Annotated in this window: 16 protein-coding genes; 12 read left to right on the top strand and 4 right to left on the bottom strand. The window is 69.2% G+C overall.

Annotated features, from left to right (window positions below; translation table 11 throughout):
- The first annotated feature begins 2 nt into the window (after nt 1-2).
- The 7 genes from DFJ67_RS07510 to DFJ67_RS07480 all read left to right on the top strand — a co-directional run bounded on the left by DFJ67_RS07510 (nt 3) and on the right by DFJ67_RS07480 (nt 7,332).
- The gene (locus tag DFJ67_RS07510) at nt 3-905 is read left to right on the top strand and encodes a fumarylacetoacetate hydrolase family protein (RefSeq protein ID WP_116067215.1); all 903 of its coding nucleotides are present in this window, start codon (nt 3-5) and stop codon (nt 903-905) included.
- 31 nt (nt 906-936) lie between these two features.
- Complete coding sequence (locus DFJ67_RS07505; protein ID WP_116067214.1) at nt 937-2,550, top strand: ABC transporter substrate-binding protein; 1,614 nt, start codon at nt 937-939, stop codon at nt 2,548-2,550.
- Between the two features lie 73 nt (nt 2,551-2,623).
- Nucleotides 2,624-3,583, top strand: coding sequence for an ABC transporter permease (locus DFJ67_RS07500; RefSeq protein ID WP_116067213.1), 960 nt, complete (start codon nt 2,624-2,626; stop codon nt 3,581-3,583).
- Nucleotides 3,580-4,452 carry an ABC transporter permease gene (locus DFJ67_RS07495; protein WP_116067212.1) on the top strand — a complete coding sequence of 291 codons (873 nt, stop codon included), beginning with the start codon at nt 3,580-3,582 and terminating at the stop codon, nt 4,450-4,452. The genes DFJ67_RS07500 and DFJ67_RS07495 overlap by 4 nt, the downstream gene beginning before the upstream one ends.
- Nucleotides 4,449-5,477, top strand: a complete 1,029-nt coding sequence (locus DFJ67_RS07490) for an ABC transporter ATP-binding protein (protein ID WP_239097031.1) — start codon at nt 4,449-4,451, stop codon at nt 5,475-5,477. The genes DFJ67_RS07495 and DFJ67_RS07490 overlap by 4 nt, the downstream gene beginning before the upstream one ends.
- Entirely contained in the window at nt 5,474-6,469 is a 996-nt protein-coding gene (locus DFJ67_RS07485) for an ABC transporter ATP-binding protein (protein WP_116067211.1), read from the top strand. The genes DFJ67_RS07490 and DFJ67_RS07485 overlap by 4 nt, the downstream gene beginning before the upstream one ends.
- A gap of 11 nt (nt 6,470-6,480) precedes the next feature.
- Nucleotides 6,481-7,332 carry an IclR family transcriptional regulator gene (locus DFJ67_RS07480; protein ID WP_116067210.1) on the top strand — a complete coding sequence of 284 codons (852 nt, stop codon included), beginning with the start codon at nt 6,481-6,483 and terminating at the stop codon, nt 7,330-7,332.
- Nucleotides 7,333-7,337: 5 nt separating this feature from the next.
- Here the strand turns inward: DFJ67_RS07480 and DFJ67_RS42560 are convergent, their stop codons facing one another.
- On the bottom strand, nt 7,338-7,715 hold the full coding sequence (locus tag DFJ67_RS42560; RefSeq protein ID WP_170215760.1) for a RidA family protein: 378 nt from the start codon (nt 7,713-7,715) through the stop codon (nt 7,338-7,340).
- Between the two features lie 34 nt (nt 7,716-7,749).
- On the opposite strand from DFJ67_RS42560, the gene DFJ67_RS07470 reads away from it, so the two are divergent.
- From DFJ67_RS07470 to hisD, 5 genes are read left to right on the top strand one after another with little or no spacing between them, the layout of a single operon-like run.
- The gene (locus DFJ67_RS07470) at nt 7,750-9,321 is read left to right on the top strand and encodes an N-acyl-D-amino-acid deacylase family protein (protein ID WP_116067208.1); all 1,572 of its coding nucleotides are present in this window, start codon (nt 7,750-7,752) and stop codon (nt 9,319-9,321) included.
- Nucleotides 9,318-10,151, top strand: coding sequence for an amidohydrolase family protein (locus DFJ67_RS07465; protein WP_116067207.1), 834 nt, complete (start codon nt 9,318-9,320; stop codon nt 10,149-10,151). The genes DFJ67_RS07470 and DFJ67_RS07465 overlap by 4 nt, the downstream gene beginning before the upstream one ends.
- Complete coding sequence (locus DFJ67_RS07460) at nt 10,151-11,497, top strand: alanine racemase (RefSeq protein ID WP_147315442.1); 1,347 nt, start codon at nt 10,151-10,153, stop codon at nt 11,495-11,497. The genes DFJ67_RS07465 and DFJ67_RS07460 overlap by 1 nt, the downstream gene beginning before the upstream one ends.
- Before the next feature lie 40 nt (nt 11,498-11,537).
- Nucleotides 11,538-12,380, top strand: a complete 843-nt coding sequence (locus tag DFJ67_RS07455; RefSeq protein WP_170215759.1) for a PIG-L deacetylase family protein — start codon at nt 11,538-11,540, stop codon at nt 12,378-12,380.
- A gap of 15 nt (nt 12,381-12,395) precedes the next feature.
- Nucleotides 12,396-13,706 (top strand): histidinol dehydrogenase, encoded by a 1,311-nt coding sequence (hisD, locus tag DFJ67_RS07450; RefSeq protein WP_116067204.1) that lies wholly within the window; start codon nt 12,396-12,398, stop codon nt 13,704-13,706.
- A 1,032-nt stretch (nt 13,707-14,738) separates the two neighbouring features.
- Here the strand turns inward: hisD and DFJ67_RS07445 are convergent.
- From DFJ67_RS07445 to sigK, 3 genes are all read right to left on the bottom strand, one after another.
- The gene (locus DFJ67_RS07445; RefSeq protein ID WP_116067203.1) at nt 14,739-15,173 is read right to left on the bottom strand and encodes a phosphatase domain-containing protein; all 435 of its coding nucleotides are present in this window, start codon (nt 15,171-15,173) and stop codon (nt 14,739-14,741) included.
- 275 nt (nt 15,174-15,448) lie between these two features.
- Nucleotides 15,449-16,174 carry an anti-sigma factor gene (locus DFJ67_RS07440; RefSeq protein WP_116075801.1) on the bottom strand — a complete coding sequence of 242 codons (726 nt, stop codon included), beginning with the start codon at nt 16,172-16,174 and terminating at the stop codon, nt 15,449-15,451.
- Complete coding sequence (gene sigK / locus DFJ67_RS07435; protein WP_116067202.1) at nt 16,171-16,788, bottom strand: ECF RNA polymerase sigma factor SigK; 618 nt, start codon at nt 16,786-16,788, stop codon at nt 16,171-16,173. The genes DFJ67_RS07440 and sigK overlap by 4 nt, the downstream gene beginning before the upstream one ends.
- Between the last annotated feature and the right edge of the window lie 18 nt (nt 16,789-16,806).

Raw genomic sequence — 16,806 nt, 5'->3', positions numbered from 1 at the left:
AGATGCGACTCATCACCTATCGCCGCGACGGAGCGGTGCGGCACGGCCGGTTGGCCAGCTCTGCCGATCCAGGTCCTCAGGCGCCTCGACGCGACGGCGTCGACACGCCTTCCGGTCACGACGTGGTGGTCGAGCTGGGCGACGGTGACCTCGAGGGTTACCTGACCGGCCGGACCGGGCAGACCGACGGGGCAGAGTTCGCCCTCGGCGACGTCGAACTGCTCGCACCGCTGCTGCGGCCGGGCAAGCTGCTCGCCGCGGCCGCCAACTATCAGGACCACGTGACCGAGACCGGCGCACCGCCGCTGGACAAGTCGACGCTGAGCCCGCGGTTGTTCCTCAAGCCGCCGACCTCGATCGTCGGCCCCGGCGCGAACGTGCCGCTGCCCGCGGTCAGCAGCGAGGTCGACTGGGAGGCCGAGCTCGCGGTGGTGATCGGCCGCCGGGTGCGCGACGTGGCCGAGGCCGACGCTCTCGATGTCGTCGCCGGCTACATGACCTCCAACGACATCTCCGCCCGCTCGGTCGACTACGGCTTCCTGCGGGACACCGACGACAAAGCGGTCTGGTTCTTCGACTGGCTGGCCGGCAAGTGGCTCGACGGCTTCGCGCCGCTCGGACCGTGGCTGGTCACCGCCGACGAGGTGCCCGACCCGCAGGCACTGTCGATCCACCTCGACGTCAACGGCGTGACCAAGCAGTCCGGGTCTACAAAGGACATGATCTTCAGTGTGGCCGAACTGATCGCGCACGCGTCACGACTGATGACCCTCGAGCCCGGTGACGTGATCCTCACCGGTACCCCGTCCGGCGTAGGCGCCGTGACGGGTGAATTCCTGACGGCCGGCGACGTGATGACTGTCGTCGTTGGCCCGCTCGGTCAACTCCGCAACACGGTGGGCTAGCAGAACCGCCTCCAGATCAGAGAGGTCCATCATGTTCAGAAATCGGGTACGGGTCGCGCTCCTCGGCCTGGCCGTCACCACTCTTGCGGTCGCCGGATGCACCGGGCCGGCGGCCAACTCCAACGACGGTGCTGGATCGGCCGCCAACAAGTCCCTGAATGTCTACCTCTACCAGGAACCGGCCGGCGTCTTCAGCCCGCTGGCCCCGGTCAGCGGGCCCGACGGACAGGTGATGTCGCTCATCGACGAGGGCCTGCTCGGCGTCGACCCCAGCTACAAGCTCCAGCCCCGGCTGGCGGAGAGCTACACGGTCTCGCCGGACGCGACCACGTTCACCTTCAAGCTCCGCTCCGGTCTCAAGTGGAGTGATGGCACGCCTTTCACGTCGAAGGACGTGCTGTTCACCTACACCCTGATGGCCAACCCGAAGACGACCAGCTCGACGGCCGGCAACTACACCGGTGTCGAGGGTGTGGCCGACTTCGCTTCCGGCAAGGCCACCACCATCTCGGGCTTCTCGGCCCCTGACGACAACACCTTCGTCATCAAGGCCACGAAGCCGAACTTCGGTCTGCTCGCGCTGATCGGCAGCGTGTGGATCATGCCCGAGCACATCCTCGGCAAGGACGCGCCGGACGCGGTCGCCAAGAACGCGTTCTTCCGCAACCCGACGGTCGGCATGGGTCCCTACACGTTCGTCGAATACAAGACCAACCAGTACGTGCACGTCACGGCGAACCCGAACTACCGTAGCCCGGCGAAGATCAAGGACGTCTACCTCAAACCGATGACGTCGGACAACGCCACCGCGCAACTCGGCAACGGCGGCATCGACATCGCGTCCTACTCGCCGACCGACGCCGAGACGGTGTCCGGCTTCAACACGGTCACCACGCAGGAGAAGCCCGGCGCCGGCTTCGTCCGGATCGCGCTCAACCAGTCGAAGCCCTACTTCAAGGACGCCAAGGTCCGACAGGCGTTCCTGTACGCCCTGGACCGCAAGCAGATCGTGCAGACCGTACTCGGTGGCAAGGCCGAAGTTCGGCTCTCTGATTTCGCCAAGGCCAACGAGCCGGCCGGGCTCAACGACTACGCGCAGGATGTCGCCAAGGCCAAGCAGTTGCTGGCCGAGGCCGGCTGGGACAGCAACCGCGAGGTGCAGCTCCAGTGGGTGCACGGCCAGCGCGACCGCGACGCCACGTCGACGATCGTGCAAAGCCAACTCGCCGCCGTCGGCGTCAAGGTGAAGCTGGTCAACATCCAGGCGGCGGAGATTCCCAAGACCTACGCCGAGAAGACCTACGACATGGTGCTCTACGGCGGCGGCAACTACGCTGTCGACTCCTCGACGATCAACGGGATCACCGCCTGCGCCAACGCCTACCCGGCCGGCGGCAACATCAACTACTTCTGCAACCCGCAGCTCGACCAGTTGATGGCGCAGGCGAACTCGACGGCCGACGAGGCGCAGCGCAAGTCGCTCTACGACCAGGCGGCCAAGCTGGAGAACGACCAGGCCGACCTGATGTGGCTCTACTCGCCCTACGGGCTCTGGGCCGTCAACAAGAAGGTGCAGGGCTTCCAGGCACCGGGCTCGCAGGACGCGTTGTTCTGGGACCCGGCGAGCTGGACCATCACGGGCTGATCCACAGCACCGCGGTCGGGCTGGTCAACGGCGACCGGCCCTGACCGCGGCCTAGTTTTCCGAGGGGAGTGCGATGGCGGCTTTTCTGGTCCGGCGGCTGGCGATCAACGTCCTGGTCTTCTGGCTGATCACCATCGCGATCTTCGCGTTGGTGCACAAGACACCCGGCGACCCGATCGCGATGCAGATTCCGGCCGACCAGCTCAACTCCGGCAGCGCCGAGTTCATCGCGCAGAAGCGGCACGAGCTCGGCCTCGACCAGTCGTTGCTGGTGCAATATTGGCACTGGCTGACCAACGCCCTGCACGGCGACCTCGGCTATTCGCTGCTCAACGGGCGACCGGTGACCGAGGTGCTGGGCGAGCGGATCGGCCCGACCGTCGAGCTGATGGGCGTCGGCCTGCTGATCTCGCTGCTGGTCGCGTTCCCGCTGGGCATCCTCGCGGCCCGCCGCCGCAACTCGCTCCTCGACTACGGCGCCACCGTGGTCAGCCTCGGCTCGGTCTCGATCCCGGTGTTCTTCGTCGCGCTGATCGCGATCTACGTGTTCACCCTCAAGTTCCAGTGGTTCCCGTCGTCGGGCATCTCCGACCCGACCAACCCGAGCCTGCTCGACACCCTGCACCATCTGGTGCTGCCGGCGGTGATCCTCGGCTTCGGCAACTCCGGCCCGTTCATGCGCTACGTGCGCAGCAGCATGATCACCGAGTTGGGCGCCGACTACGTGCGTACCGCCAATGCCAAAGGCGCCTCACCCCGTCGCGTGGTGTTGCGGCACGCGTTCCGCAACTCGCTGATCCCGGTGTTGACCGTGATCGCCACCAACGTCCCGCAACTCCTCGCCGGCGCGGTGGTCATCGAGCAGGTCTTCGCCTGGCCCGGGATGGGTCAGCTCGCGGTGAGCTCGGTCAACCAGCACGACTATTCGGTCATCGTCGGCTTCGCCCTGCTGATCGCGATCCTGGTGCTGTTGTCGAACCTGCTCGCCGACGTGCTCTATACCGTCGTCGACCCGAGAGTGAGGCTGCGATGACGTCCGTAACGGTGGCGGCCGGCCGCTCGCCGGCCTCGGCCGCGCTGCGCCGGTTCCGCTCACACCCGGCGGCCGTGGTCAGCGTCGTGTTCATCGCGCTGGTGGTGCTCGCCGCCATCTTCGCGCGGCCGCTGTCCGGCCACGACCCGAACGCGATCGACCTGCTCCAGGCCCGCACCGGCCCGTCAGGCGACCATTTGCTGGGCACCGACTCGACCGGCCGCGACGTGTTGTCCCGGCTGCTTTTCGCCGGCCGCATCTCGCTGGGCGTCGGCTTGGCCTCCGCCGCCATCGCGGTGGTGCTCGGCACGCTGCTCGGCAGCATCGCGGGCCTACTCGGCGGTTGGGTCGACGGCCTGGTCATGCGGTTGGCCGACGTCTTCATGTCGTTCCCGTCGCTGGTCGTGATCGTGGTGGTCAGCGGCATCCTCGGCCCCAGCGTGCTGACCATGGTGATCGCCATCGGGCTCTTCCAGTGGCCGGTCTGCGGCCGGATCGTCCGGGGCGTCACGCTCTCGCTGCGGGAGCAGGAGTTCGTGCTGGCCTCCCGGGCGACCGGCGCCGGTCCACTGTGGCTGATGCGCAAACACATCATCCCGGCCGCGCTGCCCCCGGTCAGCGTCGTGGCGACGCTGGCGGTCGCCCAGGCGATCGCACTGGAGGCCACACTGTCGTTCCTGGGCCTTGGGGTGCAGCCACCGGCGGCCAGCTGGGGCAACATGCTCACGGATGCGCAGAGTTTGACGGTCATCCGCACCGAGCCGTGGTTGTGGCTCTCGCCTGGGATCGCGGTCGCCTTGACCGTGCTGGCCGTCAACTTCATCGGCGACGGCCTCCGCGACGCCGTCGACCCGAGGTCGGCGTCATGACCGCCGACCGGATGTTAATAGGGGACCCCGCCTCTGCGGAAAGCGTTAACAAGGGGCCCTTGCTTCGCATCGACGGCTTGAGCGTCGAGTTCCGCACCGGTGATGGCGTCGTGCGGGCGGTGACCGACGTCAGCCTGTCGGTCAACGCCGGTGAGATTGTCGCCGTGGTCGGTGAGTCCGGCTCCGGCAAGACCGTGACCGCCATGTCGGTGCTGCGGCTCTTGCCGGACACCGCAACGGTCGATGCTGACGCGATCTCCTTCCGCGGCGCCGACCTGCGCTCCCTCTCCGCCCGCGAGCTGCGGAAGATCCGTGGCGGGCCGGTTGGGATGATCTTCCAGGATCCGATGACCGCCCTGAACCCCGTGATGACCGTTGGCGCTCAGGTGGCCGAGGCGGTGCTGCTGCACCAGAGCAAGCCCGACAAGCGGGCCGCCTGGGATCGGGCCGTCGAGTTGCTGCGGCTGGTCGGCGTGCCCGATCCGGCGCAGCGGGTCCGGCAATACCCGCACGAGTTTTCCGGCGGCATGCGGCAGCGGGCGATGATCGCGATGGCGATCGCCAACAACCCCGACCTGATCATCGCGGACGAGCCGACCACCGCGCTCGACGTGACCATCCAGGCGCAGGTGTTGGCGCTGCTCAAGAAGGCGCAGGCGGAGACCGGTGCGGCGACCATCCTGATCACGCATGACCTGGGCGTGGTCGCCGAACTCGCCGACCGGGTCGTGGTCATGTATGCCGGCCGGGTGGTCGAGACCGCCGGGGTTGGCGAGATCTTCGCGGCGCCGCGGCATCCCTACACCAAAGGCTTGTTGGCCAGCCTGCCCCGGATGGACGTTGACGTCGACCAGCTCGACCCGATCCCGGGCAACCCGCCCAACATGGCCGATCCGCCGGCCGGGTGCGCGTTTCATCCCCGTTGCCCGCTGGCCCGGGAGCGGTGCGTCACCGAGCGACCGCTGCTGGTCGAGATCGGTGCCGGCCGGACCACCGCGTGCCACTTCCACGAGGAGCTGGCATGACGAGTTTGTTGAAGGTCGAGGGGCTGCACAAGCACTTCCCGATCCGCAAGGGCGTGCTGCGCCGGCAGGTGGGTGAGATCCGCGCCGTCGACGGTGTCGACCTCGAGCTCGAGACCGGCGAGACGCTGAGCCTGGTCGGCGAGTCGGGTTGCGGCAAGTCGACGACCGGGCGGCTGCTGGTGCGGCTGTTGGAGCCGACCGCCGGGAAGATCCTCTTCGAGGGTGCCGACCTGGCTTCGCTGTCGCAGCGCGAGCTGCGGGCCCGGCGGCAGGCGATCCAGATCATGTTCCAGGATCCCTACGCGTCGCTCTCGCCGCGGATGACCGTGCACGACATCGTCGCCGAGCCGCTGCGGGTGCAGGGGCGCTACAACCAGGAGGGCACTGATCGGGTACGCGAGCTGCTCGAACTGGTCGGCCTGCGGCCCGAGCACTCCCGGCGCTATGCACACGAGTTCTCCGGTGGGCAGCGCCAGCGGATCGGGTTGGCCCGCGCACTGGCGCTGAACCCGCGGCTGCTCGTGCTCGACGAGCCGGTCAGCGCCCTCGACGTGTCCGTGCAGGCGCAGGTGATCAACCAGCTCCGCGGCCTTCAGGACCGGCTGGGTCTGGCCTACGTGTTCATCTCGCACAACCTGTCGGTGGTCCGGCACATCTCGCACCGGGTCGCGGTGATGTATCTGGGTTCCATCGTGGAGACCGGCAGCCGCGCCGACATCTTCACCGCGCCCACGCATCCCTACACCCAGGCGTTGCTGTCGGCGATCCCGGTGCCCGACCCGGCCGGCCGCGAGGAGCGGGAGCGGATCACGCTGGCCGGAGACGTACCCAGTCCGAGTAACCCACCGACCGGTTGTCGGTTCCGCACGCGGTGCTGGAAGGCTCAGGATGTGTGCGCGACGGAAGCGCCCGCGCTGATCGACAGGATCGGCGTCGGGCATCCGAGTGCGTGTCATTTCCCCGAGGTCCCAGCCACCGTCGGCGGCGCGTAGGAGAGTCCACAATGCCGAGAGCACCCCGCACCTCCGTCGACGACAGCAAGCCCGCGTCGGCCAACTACCACGCCAACGCGCTCGCGCGCGGGCTGGCCCTGCTGGAAATGCTGGCCGCCGCGCCCGCGCCGTTGACGCTCACCGAGTTCAGCGACGCCACCGCGCTGCCGAAGAGCACCCTGGTGCGGCTGCTGGCCGTGCTTTCCGAGATGGAGTATCTGGTGCGGGTGGACGACCGCCCGTCCTACCGCCTCGGCCACAAGGTGCAACGGCTGGCCGCCGCCTATGTGTCCACGCTGGACCTCACCGTGGTCGCCGAGCGCTATCTCCAGCCGGTCGCCGTGAGCACCGGGCAGACCGCCAACCTCGGCGTGCTCGACGGCGACCAGGTGTTGCACATCTGCGTGGCCGAGCCCGACCGGCCGCTGCGGTTCACCACCGCGCTCGGCGCCCGCGACCACACCTATGCGACCGGGCTGGGCAAGGTGCTGCTCTCCGAGCTGCCCGACGACCAGCTTCCCGCGGCGGTGCCGGCCGAGCCGTTCCCCTCGTTCACCGAGAACACCGCGACCACGCTGGCCGACCTGCGCAAGGATCTCCGCAAGGTGGTCCGCCGCGGTTTCGCCCTCGACGACAACGAGCGCAGTGTCGGGCTGCGCTGCGTCGCGGTGCCGGTGCGGGTCGACGGCAACTGCCTGGCCGCCGTCAGTGTTTCGGGGCCGGCGGGCGAGTTCACCACGGCGAAGCAGCACGCCTTCGTCGCGGAACTCGACGAGGTCGCCAAGAAGGTGACCGACGACCCGGACTTTGTCACGGCGCTGCGGATCGTGCACCGTTCACTGCGGGTCGCCGGTCGCTCATGATCCGCTCAGCCGACGTACGCGATCGCCTCGATCTCGACCCGCACATCGGGGTGGCCGAAGTTGACCACCACGGTCGTGCGGGCGGGCGGAGCCTCCGGGAAACGGCGCCGGTAGACCTCGTTGAACGGCGCGAACAGGATGGCGTTGGACAGGAACGCACCGATCTTGACGATCTGGTCGGGCCGGGCACCGGCCGCGGCCAGCACCGCCTCGACATTGTCCAATGTGCTCTCCACCTCGCGGGTGAAGTCACCGATGAAGATCTTGTTGTCCTCGTCGGTGGCGACCTGGCCGGAGACGAAGACGAAGCCGCCCGCCTTGGTGGCGTGGGAGAGCGGCACGGCGGGCGCGGGGAACCCCTCGGGGTGGAACCTCTCGATCATTGGCACATGGAACCACATTCCACGCGAGTAGCCCATGCCTGATGAGCTGCTGCTGACCGGCGGTCTGGTGGTCGACGGCTCGGGCGGGCCGGCGGTCACGGCCGATGTGCTGGTGCGGGCCGGCCGGATCGCCGCCATCGGCCCAGGCCTGTCCGCGCCGGTCGCGCGCGACGTCACCGGCCGGGTGGTCTGCCCCGGTTTCGTCGACATCCACACCCACTCCGACCTGACCCTGCTCTCCGACCCGCGGGCGCTGAGCAAGGTGCACCAGGGCGTCACCACCGAGGTCGTCGGCAACTGCGGCCTCGGCGTCGCGCCGCTCGCCCCGGGCGTGCCGGTCGCGCCGATCCGCGCGGCCGTCGGCTATCTCGACCTCGACGCCGCCGTCGACTGGTCCTGGCCCGACCTGGCCGGCTACTTCTCGGTGCTGGCCGCGGCCGGTCCGGGCATCAACGTGGCATCGCTGGTCGGGCACCTCGCCCTGCACGGATCGGTCGTCGGCTTCACCGACCGCCCGGCCGGCGCCGCCGAGGTCGACCGGATGTGCGGGCTACTCGGCGAGGCGTTCGACGCGGGCGCGGTCGGCCTGTCCACCGGGCTGGTCTACGCGCCGCTGCCCTACGTGCGCGACGACGAACTGCTGGCCCTGGCGCGGGTGGTCGCGGGCCGGGACCGGATCTTCACCTGGCACGTACGCAACTACGACGACGCGCTCGTCGACTCGGTGACCCAGGCGGTGCGGGTGGCCCGCGCGACCGGTGCCCGCACCCAGATCTCGCACCTCGCCGCCGTCGGCCGGCGCAACTGGGGCGCCGTGCGGAAGGCCCTCGACCTGGTCGACGCGGCCAACGCCGACGGTTTCGACATCGGCGTCGACATCTACCCCTACCTGCACGGCAACGCGCCACTCTCGCAACTGCTGCCGGCACACACCCAGGAGGGCGGCCCGGAAGCCTGGATGCCCCGGCTGGCCGACCCGGCCGTGCGTGCCTTCGTGCGGGCCGCCTGGGTAGACCGGCCGACCGGCTGGGACGAGATCACCCTGAGTTGGACCAGCCGCCCCGCGCCGGACCCGGTCGTCGGGTCGTCGGTGGCCGAACTCGCGGCGGCCGCCGGCGTCGACGGTGCGGAGATCGTGCTCGACCTGCTCGCCGCGCTCGGCAACGGCGTGCTGATGACGGCCGGTGGGCGCAGCGAAGACGACCTGCGCGCGGTGCTGGGTCACCCGGCCACGGTGGTCGCGTCCGACGGGCTCGCGCTCGACCCGGGTGGCGTGACCGGCGCGGGCGTCCCGCATCCGCGCAGCTACGGCACGTTCCCACGGTTTTTGCAGCGCTATGCCGCCGACCTGCCCGACGGCATCCGCCGCTGCACGTCTGCGCCGGCCGCGCGGGTGGGCCTCAGCGACCGCGGGCTGCTGCGGCCCGGTGCGCCGGCCGACGTGGTGGTCTTCGATCCGGCGCGGCTGGCCGACCGCGCCACCTTCACCGCGCCGCACCAGTTCGCCGCCGGCATCGACCTGGTGCTGGTCAACGGCGCGGTCACCGTCGACGGGGGAGAGCACACCGGCGCCCGGGCCGGTTCCGTTTTGAGAGGCAACACATGATCGACGTACACACCCATTGCCACCTGGCCGAACACTGGGGCTGCGAGTGGCACCGCAACTGGCAGCCGGTCTACGGCCACGAATACGCCGACCGCACGCCCGAGCAATACGACGAGGCGATGGCCGCGGCCGGCGTCGACCTGGCGTTCGTGTTCGGCATGCGGGCCACCCGGGCGGGCGTGATCACCCCCAACGAATACGTCGAGCAGTTCTGCGCCGCGACGTCGACCAACACGATCGGTTTCATGGCGCTCGACCTGTCGGACGCCGACGTCATGGACCAACTCGCCGACGGGATCGCGCGCGGCCTGCGTGGCATCAAGCTCTACCCGGTGCTCGCCCACTTCGACCCGCGCGACCCGGCGCACGACCCGTTCTTCCGGGCCGCGACCGAGGCCGGCCTGATCGTGCTCTGGCACATGGGCACCACGCCCAGCCCCGAGGGCCGGCTCGAGCTGACCAACCCGCTGCTGGTCGACGACGTAGCCCGCCGGCACCCCGACCTGGTGCAGATCATCGCCCACCTCGGCCACCCCTGGCAGCGCGAAACCATCGTGGTCCTCCGCAAGAGCCGCAACGTCTTCGGCGACGTATCGGCCTCGTGGGCCCGGCCGCTGGATGGCTTCATGGCGCTGGTGCGGGCCCAGGAATGGGGCGTCACGCAGAAGCTGCTGTTCGGCTCCGATTATCCGATGTGGACTCCGGCCGAGGCGGTGGCTGGGTTGCGGTCACTCGCGGCGATGCGCACGGAAGGCCTGCCGTCGATCAAGCCGGAGACGATCGAGTGGCTGCTCGACGGCGACCCGCGCGCGGCGTTGGGGCTGGCGTGATGCTGCCTATCCCGCTCGACGCGCTGCCGACTCCCGCGCTGCTGGTCGACGTCGAGCGGCTCGAACGCAACATCGCCGCGATGGCCGGCGCTTTCACGGCCGCGGGGGTCGCGTTGCGGCCGCATGTGAAGACCTCCAAATGTTGGGAGGTCGCCCGCCGCCAACTCGAGGCCGGGGCGATCGGTTTCACCTGCTCGACGGCGGCCGAGGTGGCTTGGCTCAGCGGGCACGGCGTGGCCGACTTGCTGTGGGCGCACATCCCGATCGGCCCGCGCAAGGTCGCGTTCGTCGTGGACATCATCGCCGGGCACGGCGGCGGTCGCAGCGACTCGGCCGTGACGGCTCCTCGGGATTCGTTCGCGGTCGCCCCGCGCGATTCGGTCACCGCCACGTCGCGCGACTCGGTGGCGGTCGCGGCTCGCGATCCGGGCCCGGCGGCGCGGTCGTTGACGGTCTCGCGCGACTCGGTCGCGGTCGCGGCTCGCGATTCGGGCCCGGCGGCGCGGTCGTCGACGGTCTCGCGCGACTCGGTGGCGGTCGCCGCTCGCGATCCGGGCCCGGCGGCGCGGTCGTTGACGGTCTCGCTCGACTCTGTGGAGGCGGCGCGGCCCTTGTCGGAGGCCGCGTCCGCGGCAGGCGTCACTGTGCCGTTCGTGCTTGAGGTCAACACAGGCCACGCCCGGCTCGGGGTCGACCCGGCTGACGCCGTCGCGACGGCGGACGGCATCGCCGCGCTGCCCGGGCTGCGGCTGCGCGGGGTGCTGACCCACGAGGGGCACATCGCCGCGCTGCCCGATCGACCGGCGCTCGAACAGGCCGGCAAGGCGGCCGGTGGGCTCCTCGTCGAGGTCGCGGGCGCGCTGCGGGCCGCCGGCCACGACGTTTCAATCGTTTCGGTCGGGTCAACGCCTGGCGCGACGTCCACGCCGTTCGTCCCCGGTGTTACCGAGGGCCGGCCGGGCACCTACGTCTACTACGACGCCAACCAGATCCGGATGGGCAGTTGCAGGCCCGACCAGTGCGCGCAGACCGTGCTGGCCCGGGTCGCGTCGGTCCGTCGGGCCGGCCGGCCGATCATCGACGCGGGGGTCAAGGCGATGAGCTCCGACGCGATCGCCGTCGCGGGTGGGGTCGGCCTGGTCGTCGACCGGCCCGGCGTCACCTTCGTCGAAGCCAACGAGGAGCACGGTTTCCTGCACGATGACGGGGCCGTGCCGCTGTCGGTCGGCGACCTGGTGCGGCTGGTGCCCAACCACGCGTGCGGCACGACCAACATGTGGTCCCACGTGTACGCCGTCCGCGGCGACCAGGCCGTCGAGCGCTGGGAGATCTCCGCACGCTACTGATCTGTTGACATGGAACGGTATTTCACGTTCGCTGGCAGCCATGAAGGTCATGACCATCTACGCCCACCCGGCGGACACCATCACGAACTGCGGCGGCACGCTCGCCCGGCACGCGGCCGCCGGTGACGAAGTGGTCGCGCTGATCCTCACCCACGGCGGGCGGATGCACGCCAACCGCTACGCCGAGGAATGGCGCAAGGACAACCCCGACAAGACGATCACCGGAGCGAGCCTCGACGACATCGCCGCGTACAAGAAAGATGAATTGTCGCGGGCCGCTGAGATTGTCGGCATCTCGAAGGTGATCACCTTGGGCCTCGACGACCGCTACGCGGCCCTGCGCGAAGACGTCGTCGACCAGATCGCCGAACAGCTCGCGATCGAACGCCCCGACGTGCTGATCTGTGACTACCCGGTCAACCCGGTCGCCGCGACCAACGTGCACACGGTGGCGACGGTCAGCGTGCTGGCCGCCCTCGGCCGCGCCGGCATGTTCGTGCGCAACCTCGACGACCGCGCCGAGTTCCACGTCAAGCAGGTCTTCTTCACGTCGCTGCCGGTGATGGCCGGCGATGGGCTGAGCCTCTACGGGATGCGCAACGACGTCTACGTCGACATCACCGACGTGGTCGGCCAGAAGGTCGCGGCGATGGACTGCTTCGACAGCCAGGGCTATTCGGGGCTGTTCGCGCGGAAGCTGATCGAGGCGAGCAACGGCGAGAACGGCCGGGTGGCCGGGGTCAACTTCGCCGAAGCGTTCTACCGGCTCAACAACGAGACGCATACGCTGCTGCCGGTCACCGAGGCCGCCCGGCGCGACGATCCGCTCACCCGACACATCAGCTACAGCCGGGTCGACCTGCGGGCCACGTACCCCATCTGATTCTGGAGGCTTGTCATGGCGGTGCGATACCTGAAGTCGGCTCCGGCGGTGACCCACGACGACGCCGGTTCGCGTGGCGTGCGCGAGACGGTGGCCGGGGTGATCGCCGACGTTCGTTCACGCGGCGACGAGGCGGTCCGCGAATATTCGGAGAAGTTCGACAACTGGTCGCCCGAGTCGTTCCGGCTCAGCGCCGAGGAGGTCGAGCGGATCGTCGGCGGCGTGCCGGCCCAGGTGCTCGACGACATCCGAACGGTGCAGGCTCGGGTACGCAACTTCGCGCAACTCCAGAAGGACTCGCTGCACGACTTCGAGACCGAGGTCGAGCCGGGCGTGTTCCTCGGACAGAAGAACATCCCGGTGGCGGCGGCCGGCGCCTACGTGCCCGGCGGCCGCTATCCGCTGGTGGCGTCGGCGCACATGACTGTGGTGACGGCCAAGGTCGCCGGCGTGGCCCGGGTGGCCGCGTGCACGCCGCCGATCCGAGGCGAGATCCCGGCGGCGACGATCGCCGCGCTGCACCTGGCCGGCGCCGATGAGATCTACCTGCTGGGCGGCACCCAGGCGGTCGCCGCGATGGCGCTCGGCACCGACACGATCGGGAAGGTCGACCTGCTGGCCGGCCCCGGCAACGCGTATGTCGCGGAGGCCAAGCGGCAACTCTTCGGCGAGGTCGGCATCGACCTGTTCGCCGGCCCGACCGAGATCCTGGTGATCGCCGACGGCGACGCCGATCCCTTCTTCGTCGCCGTCGACCTGCTCAGCCAGGCCGAGCACGGGCCCGACTCGCCGGCCATCCTGATCACCGACTCGGAGCCGCTGGCCCGCCGGGCGATGGAGTTCATCGACGAGCTGCTGGTCGACATGCCGACCCGCGACTACGCCGCGCCGGCGTGGCGCGACCACGGCGTGGTGGCGCTGGTGGGTGACCTGGCCGAGGCGTTCGCGCTGGCCGATTCCTACGCGGCGGAGCACGTCCAGGTGCTCACCTCCAGTCCGCGTGATGCACTGGCCGCGATGCGTAACTATGGTGCGCTCTTCCTGGGCGAAGGCACCTGTGTGTCCTATGGGGACAAGGTGATCGGCACCAACCACACGCTGCCGACCCGGGGTGCGGCCCGCTACACCGGGGGTCTGTGGGTGGGCAAATACCTCAAGACGGTCACCTATCAGGAGGTCACCAGCGAGGCGGCGAGCGTCGAGCTGGGCCGGCTGTGTGGCCGCGCCGCGCGGGTGGAACTCTTCGAGGGCCACGCCCGCTCGGGCGACGTGCGGGCACACAAATACGCCGGCGACCCGATTCCCTGGGCGCCCAAAGATCTGTGACCTGATCGCTTGTTCGGCCTTGTTGGGGCCTCAGGCGGAGATTAAGGATGCGACGAGGACGGATTGAAGAACCGTCAGTAGTCGGCCTCAAAGATGCGCGCTCGTCGGGTTCCTGGCGATTCTTTCATCCGATTCGCGGCACGCGAATTCAGTTTTGTCGGTCCTGCCACTTTTCGGGGTGTATTGACGAATTGGGCCGATGTCCATCTGATGGAGGTTTGACGGTCAATACCGATACTTATAATTGGCGTGTTCTTGCACTGATGGAGGCTCGGAACAAAAGCCGCCCAGGACCGGAGAATCTTGCGTTTCCGCAGCTCAACGCCGTATCAATAATTCAAAAGCTTCGATCCCTTGCGTGGCTGACAGTGGCCACGTTGGGGAGATCACATCGAACTCTATGGATTAATCTCCTATAATCGGCGTCGCGTGGGCGTGCGCGTCTAAGCGCCGTCCGTGCAATTACCGAATTCCTTAATGCGCGCAGGCGTAATACGCGAGCGCACGCGCATGGTTTGCAAAAGGCGAAGTCGAAAAGGCGCCTTCTTGCGATTCTGGCTTCGCTAAGGCGACGGCACCGATCAGATTTGACGCGCCCTCTCTGATGGCTACTGTTGGTGGCACCGCGGTTGTCCTTATCTCTGAATTTCGGTCAAGAGGAGTAGGTCGGGGTGGCCAGCAAGAGACTGAGAAACTCGGCGTCGAAGGGCGAACAAATGAACTGCATCGACTTGAAGATCAACTTGAACCGAACAGTAATAGTTCAGATCGTGATCCTGATCTTGGTTCTCAAGGGCGTAATCGTCCTTTGAGCACTGGGACCGTTGCATACCGGTGGATTTGGTCATCCACCTGGGCAACCTTCTTTGCACGGCAGCTGCTGGGGGTAGACGCGTCCGGTTGGCTTGAACGCCTGACCAGCGGCAAGCTCTAACGGCGGCTGGTCAGCCTGCAACCTTTGAAGCGATGGTGTGGGCCGGCGGGGTGTGACCCCGCCGGCCTTCGTTCGGATTAGCGCCGCTGCCGGAGAACCTAGAAGTCGCCGTCTGCCACTTGGCAGACGGTGAGCTTGAAGGTGGTGCGCCACATCCGAACAACGCTGTTGCGGTCATCGATGACGAACGCGACGTCGTAGCGCGGTGCGACGAACCGCCGGTAGAGGTCGGCCTTGGTCTTGTGGTCGGGGCGGTCGTCGTGTTCGGCGCGCAGGATGAGCTCGGCGAAGTCGATCTCCTGCGCGTCGAGCCACATCTCGGTCTGCCGGCGGCACTGCTCCTTGCGCCCCGACATCACGACGATCCGGTGCCGGCCGGCGGCCGCGATGGTCTGAACCAGCTCGACCACGGCCGGGTTGGGCTGGTCTTCGCCCACCCGGTGCCAGTCGTAGGGCGAGCGCTTGCCCCTGATGGCCAACGTGCCGTCGACGTCGACCAGCACGGCACGCTGTCGCCCGGCGCTATCGGTCATGCCCGCATGATCGCGCGCCGCAGACCGCTCCGTCGAACCGTTATGACTCGGCCACCGCCAGCTGCGCCGTCGATGGGCCCGCCCGCGGCGGCGGTCGGTAGCGCGGTTGGCGCCGGCCAGGGCCGGCCACTTGGCCGAGCCGTTGTGCGCTGGCCGCGGATGGCCGCTCGGCCGGTTTGCCCCGGCCAGGGCCGGCTGCGCCGTCGAGCAGTTATGGGCCCTACCGGCTAGGCGGTCGATCGCGTGCTTTGACGCCCGGCCGCTTCGTTGAGTCGTCAGGCCACGGTCACCGTCGCAAGGGGCTTGGTGGTTGGGGCGGTCGAACCGCCCGCCGGCTCGATCGTCACCGCGAACGCCGCGGCCGCTGCCGCGCCGGTGACCAGGCGGGTCGCCGACGTGGTGCCGGGTGGCAGGGCCCCGGCCGAGACGGCGCCGCCGGCGTCGTCGACCAGCCAGAGTTGGTAGGTGCGGTCGATGCCGGCCGGGCGGTCGGCGGTCATCGTCAGCACGGCCTGGTCGCGGGACGGCGACACGACCGCGGTGAGCCGGCCGCCGGTGGCCAGGTTTTCCGAGCGGAGCGTGGCGTCGGGCGCGGACAGCACCTCGGTGACCCGGCCCGCCTCGGCCTGGGCCGCGGTGCGCTGGTCGTCGAGCCGGTTTTCCTGGACGGCGAACGTGCCCGTCGCCGCCACTGCGGCCAGCACCACGGCCGCGGCCACGGTGAACAGGCGGCGGTTGCGCTGCGGCCGGACCGGCTTCACCGGGGTCGGCGCGTCTTGCCGGGTGCGGGACACCTCGGCGAAGACCTTGTCGCGCAGCGACGGGGGTGGGATCGACCAGGCGCCGTCGGCCAGCCGGGCGGCGGTTTCCTGCAACTCGGCGACCTCGATCGCGCAGGTCGCGCAGCTGGCCAGGTGGCGGCGGAACGCGGCGCGCTCGATGTCGGTGAGCGCGTCGAGCACGTAGGCACCGGACAGTGCGTGCACGTCTCCGTTGGTCATGACGGCACCTCCACGCCCAGGCAGTCGCGCAGGCGGATCAGGCCGTCGCGCATGCGGGTCTTGATGGTCGGCAGGCTCACATCGAGCAGTTGGGCCACCTCGCGGTAGCTGCGCCCGCCGTAGTAGGCGAGCGTGATGGACTCGCGCTGCAACGAGGTCAGGTCGTCGAGGCAGCGCCGCACCTGCTGGCGCTCGAGCCGCTCCTCGACCTCGCCGGACACCTCGTCGTAGGGCGTCTGCGCCGACCACGACCCGACCTTTTGCACCCGGTCGGTGGCGGCCTGCTCGGAGCGCACCCGGTCGACCGCCCGCCGGTGGGCGATGGTGAACACCCAGGCGGTGGCCGAGCCCCGGGCCGGGTCGAAGCGGGCCGCCGTGCGCCAGACTTCGACCAGCACCTCCTGCGCCACCTCTTCGGCCTGGGCCGGGTCGCGCAGCACCTGCCGGGCCAGCCCGAAGACCCGGGCGGCGACCAGGTCGTAGAGCTGCCGGAAGGCGGTCTCGTCGCCCCGCCCGACCGCGACCAGCAGCCGGTCGGCCGCCGGCGGCTCGGCGACGGCCGGCACCGCCGACAGGTGGTCGCGCGGCGGGTCGCCGTGACTCTGCTCGCGCATGAAGACTCCTCGCCGATG

It is taken from the genome of Asanoa ferruginea (assembly GCF_003387075.1).
Classification (GTDB): Bacteria; Actinomycetota; Actinomycetes; order Mycobacteriales; family Micromonosporaceae; genus Asanoa; species Asanoa ferruginea.
Note: the sequence above shows the minus strand (reverse complement) of the source record. Positions and strands in the feature narration are given on the sequence as shown.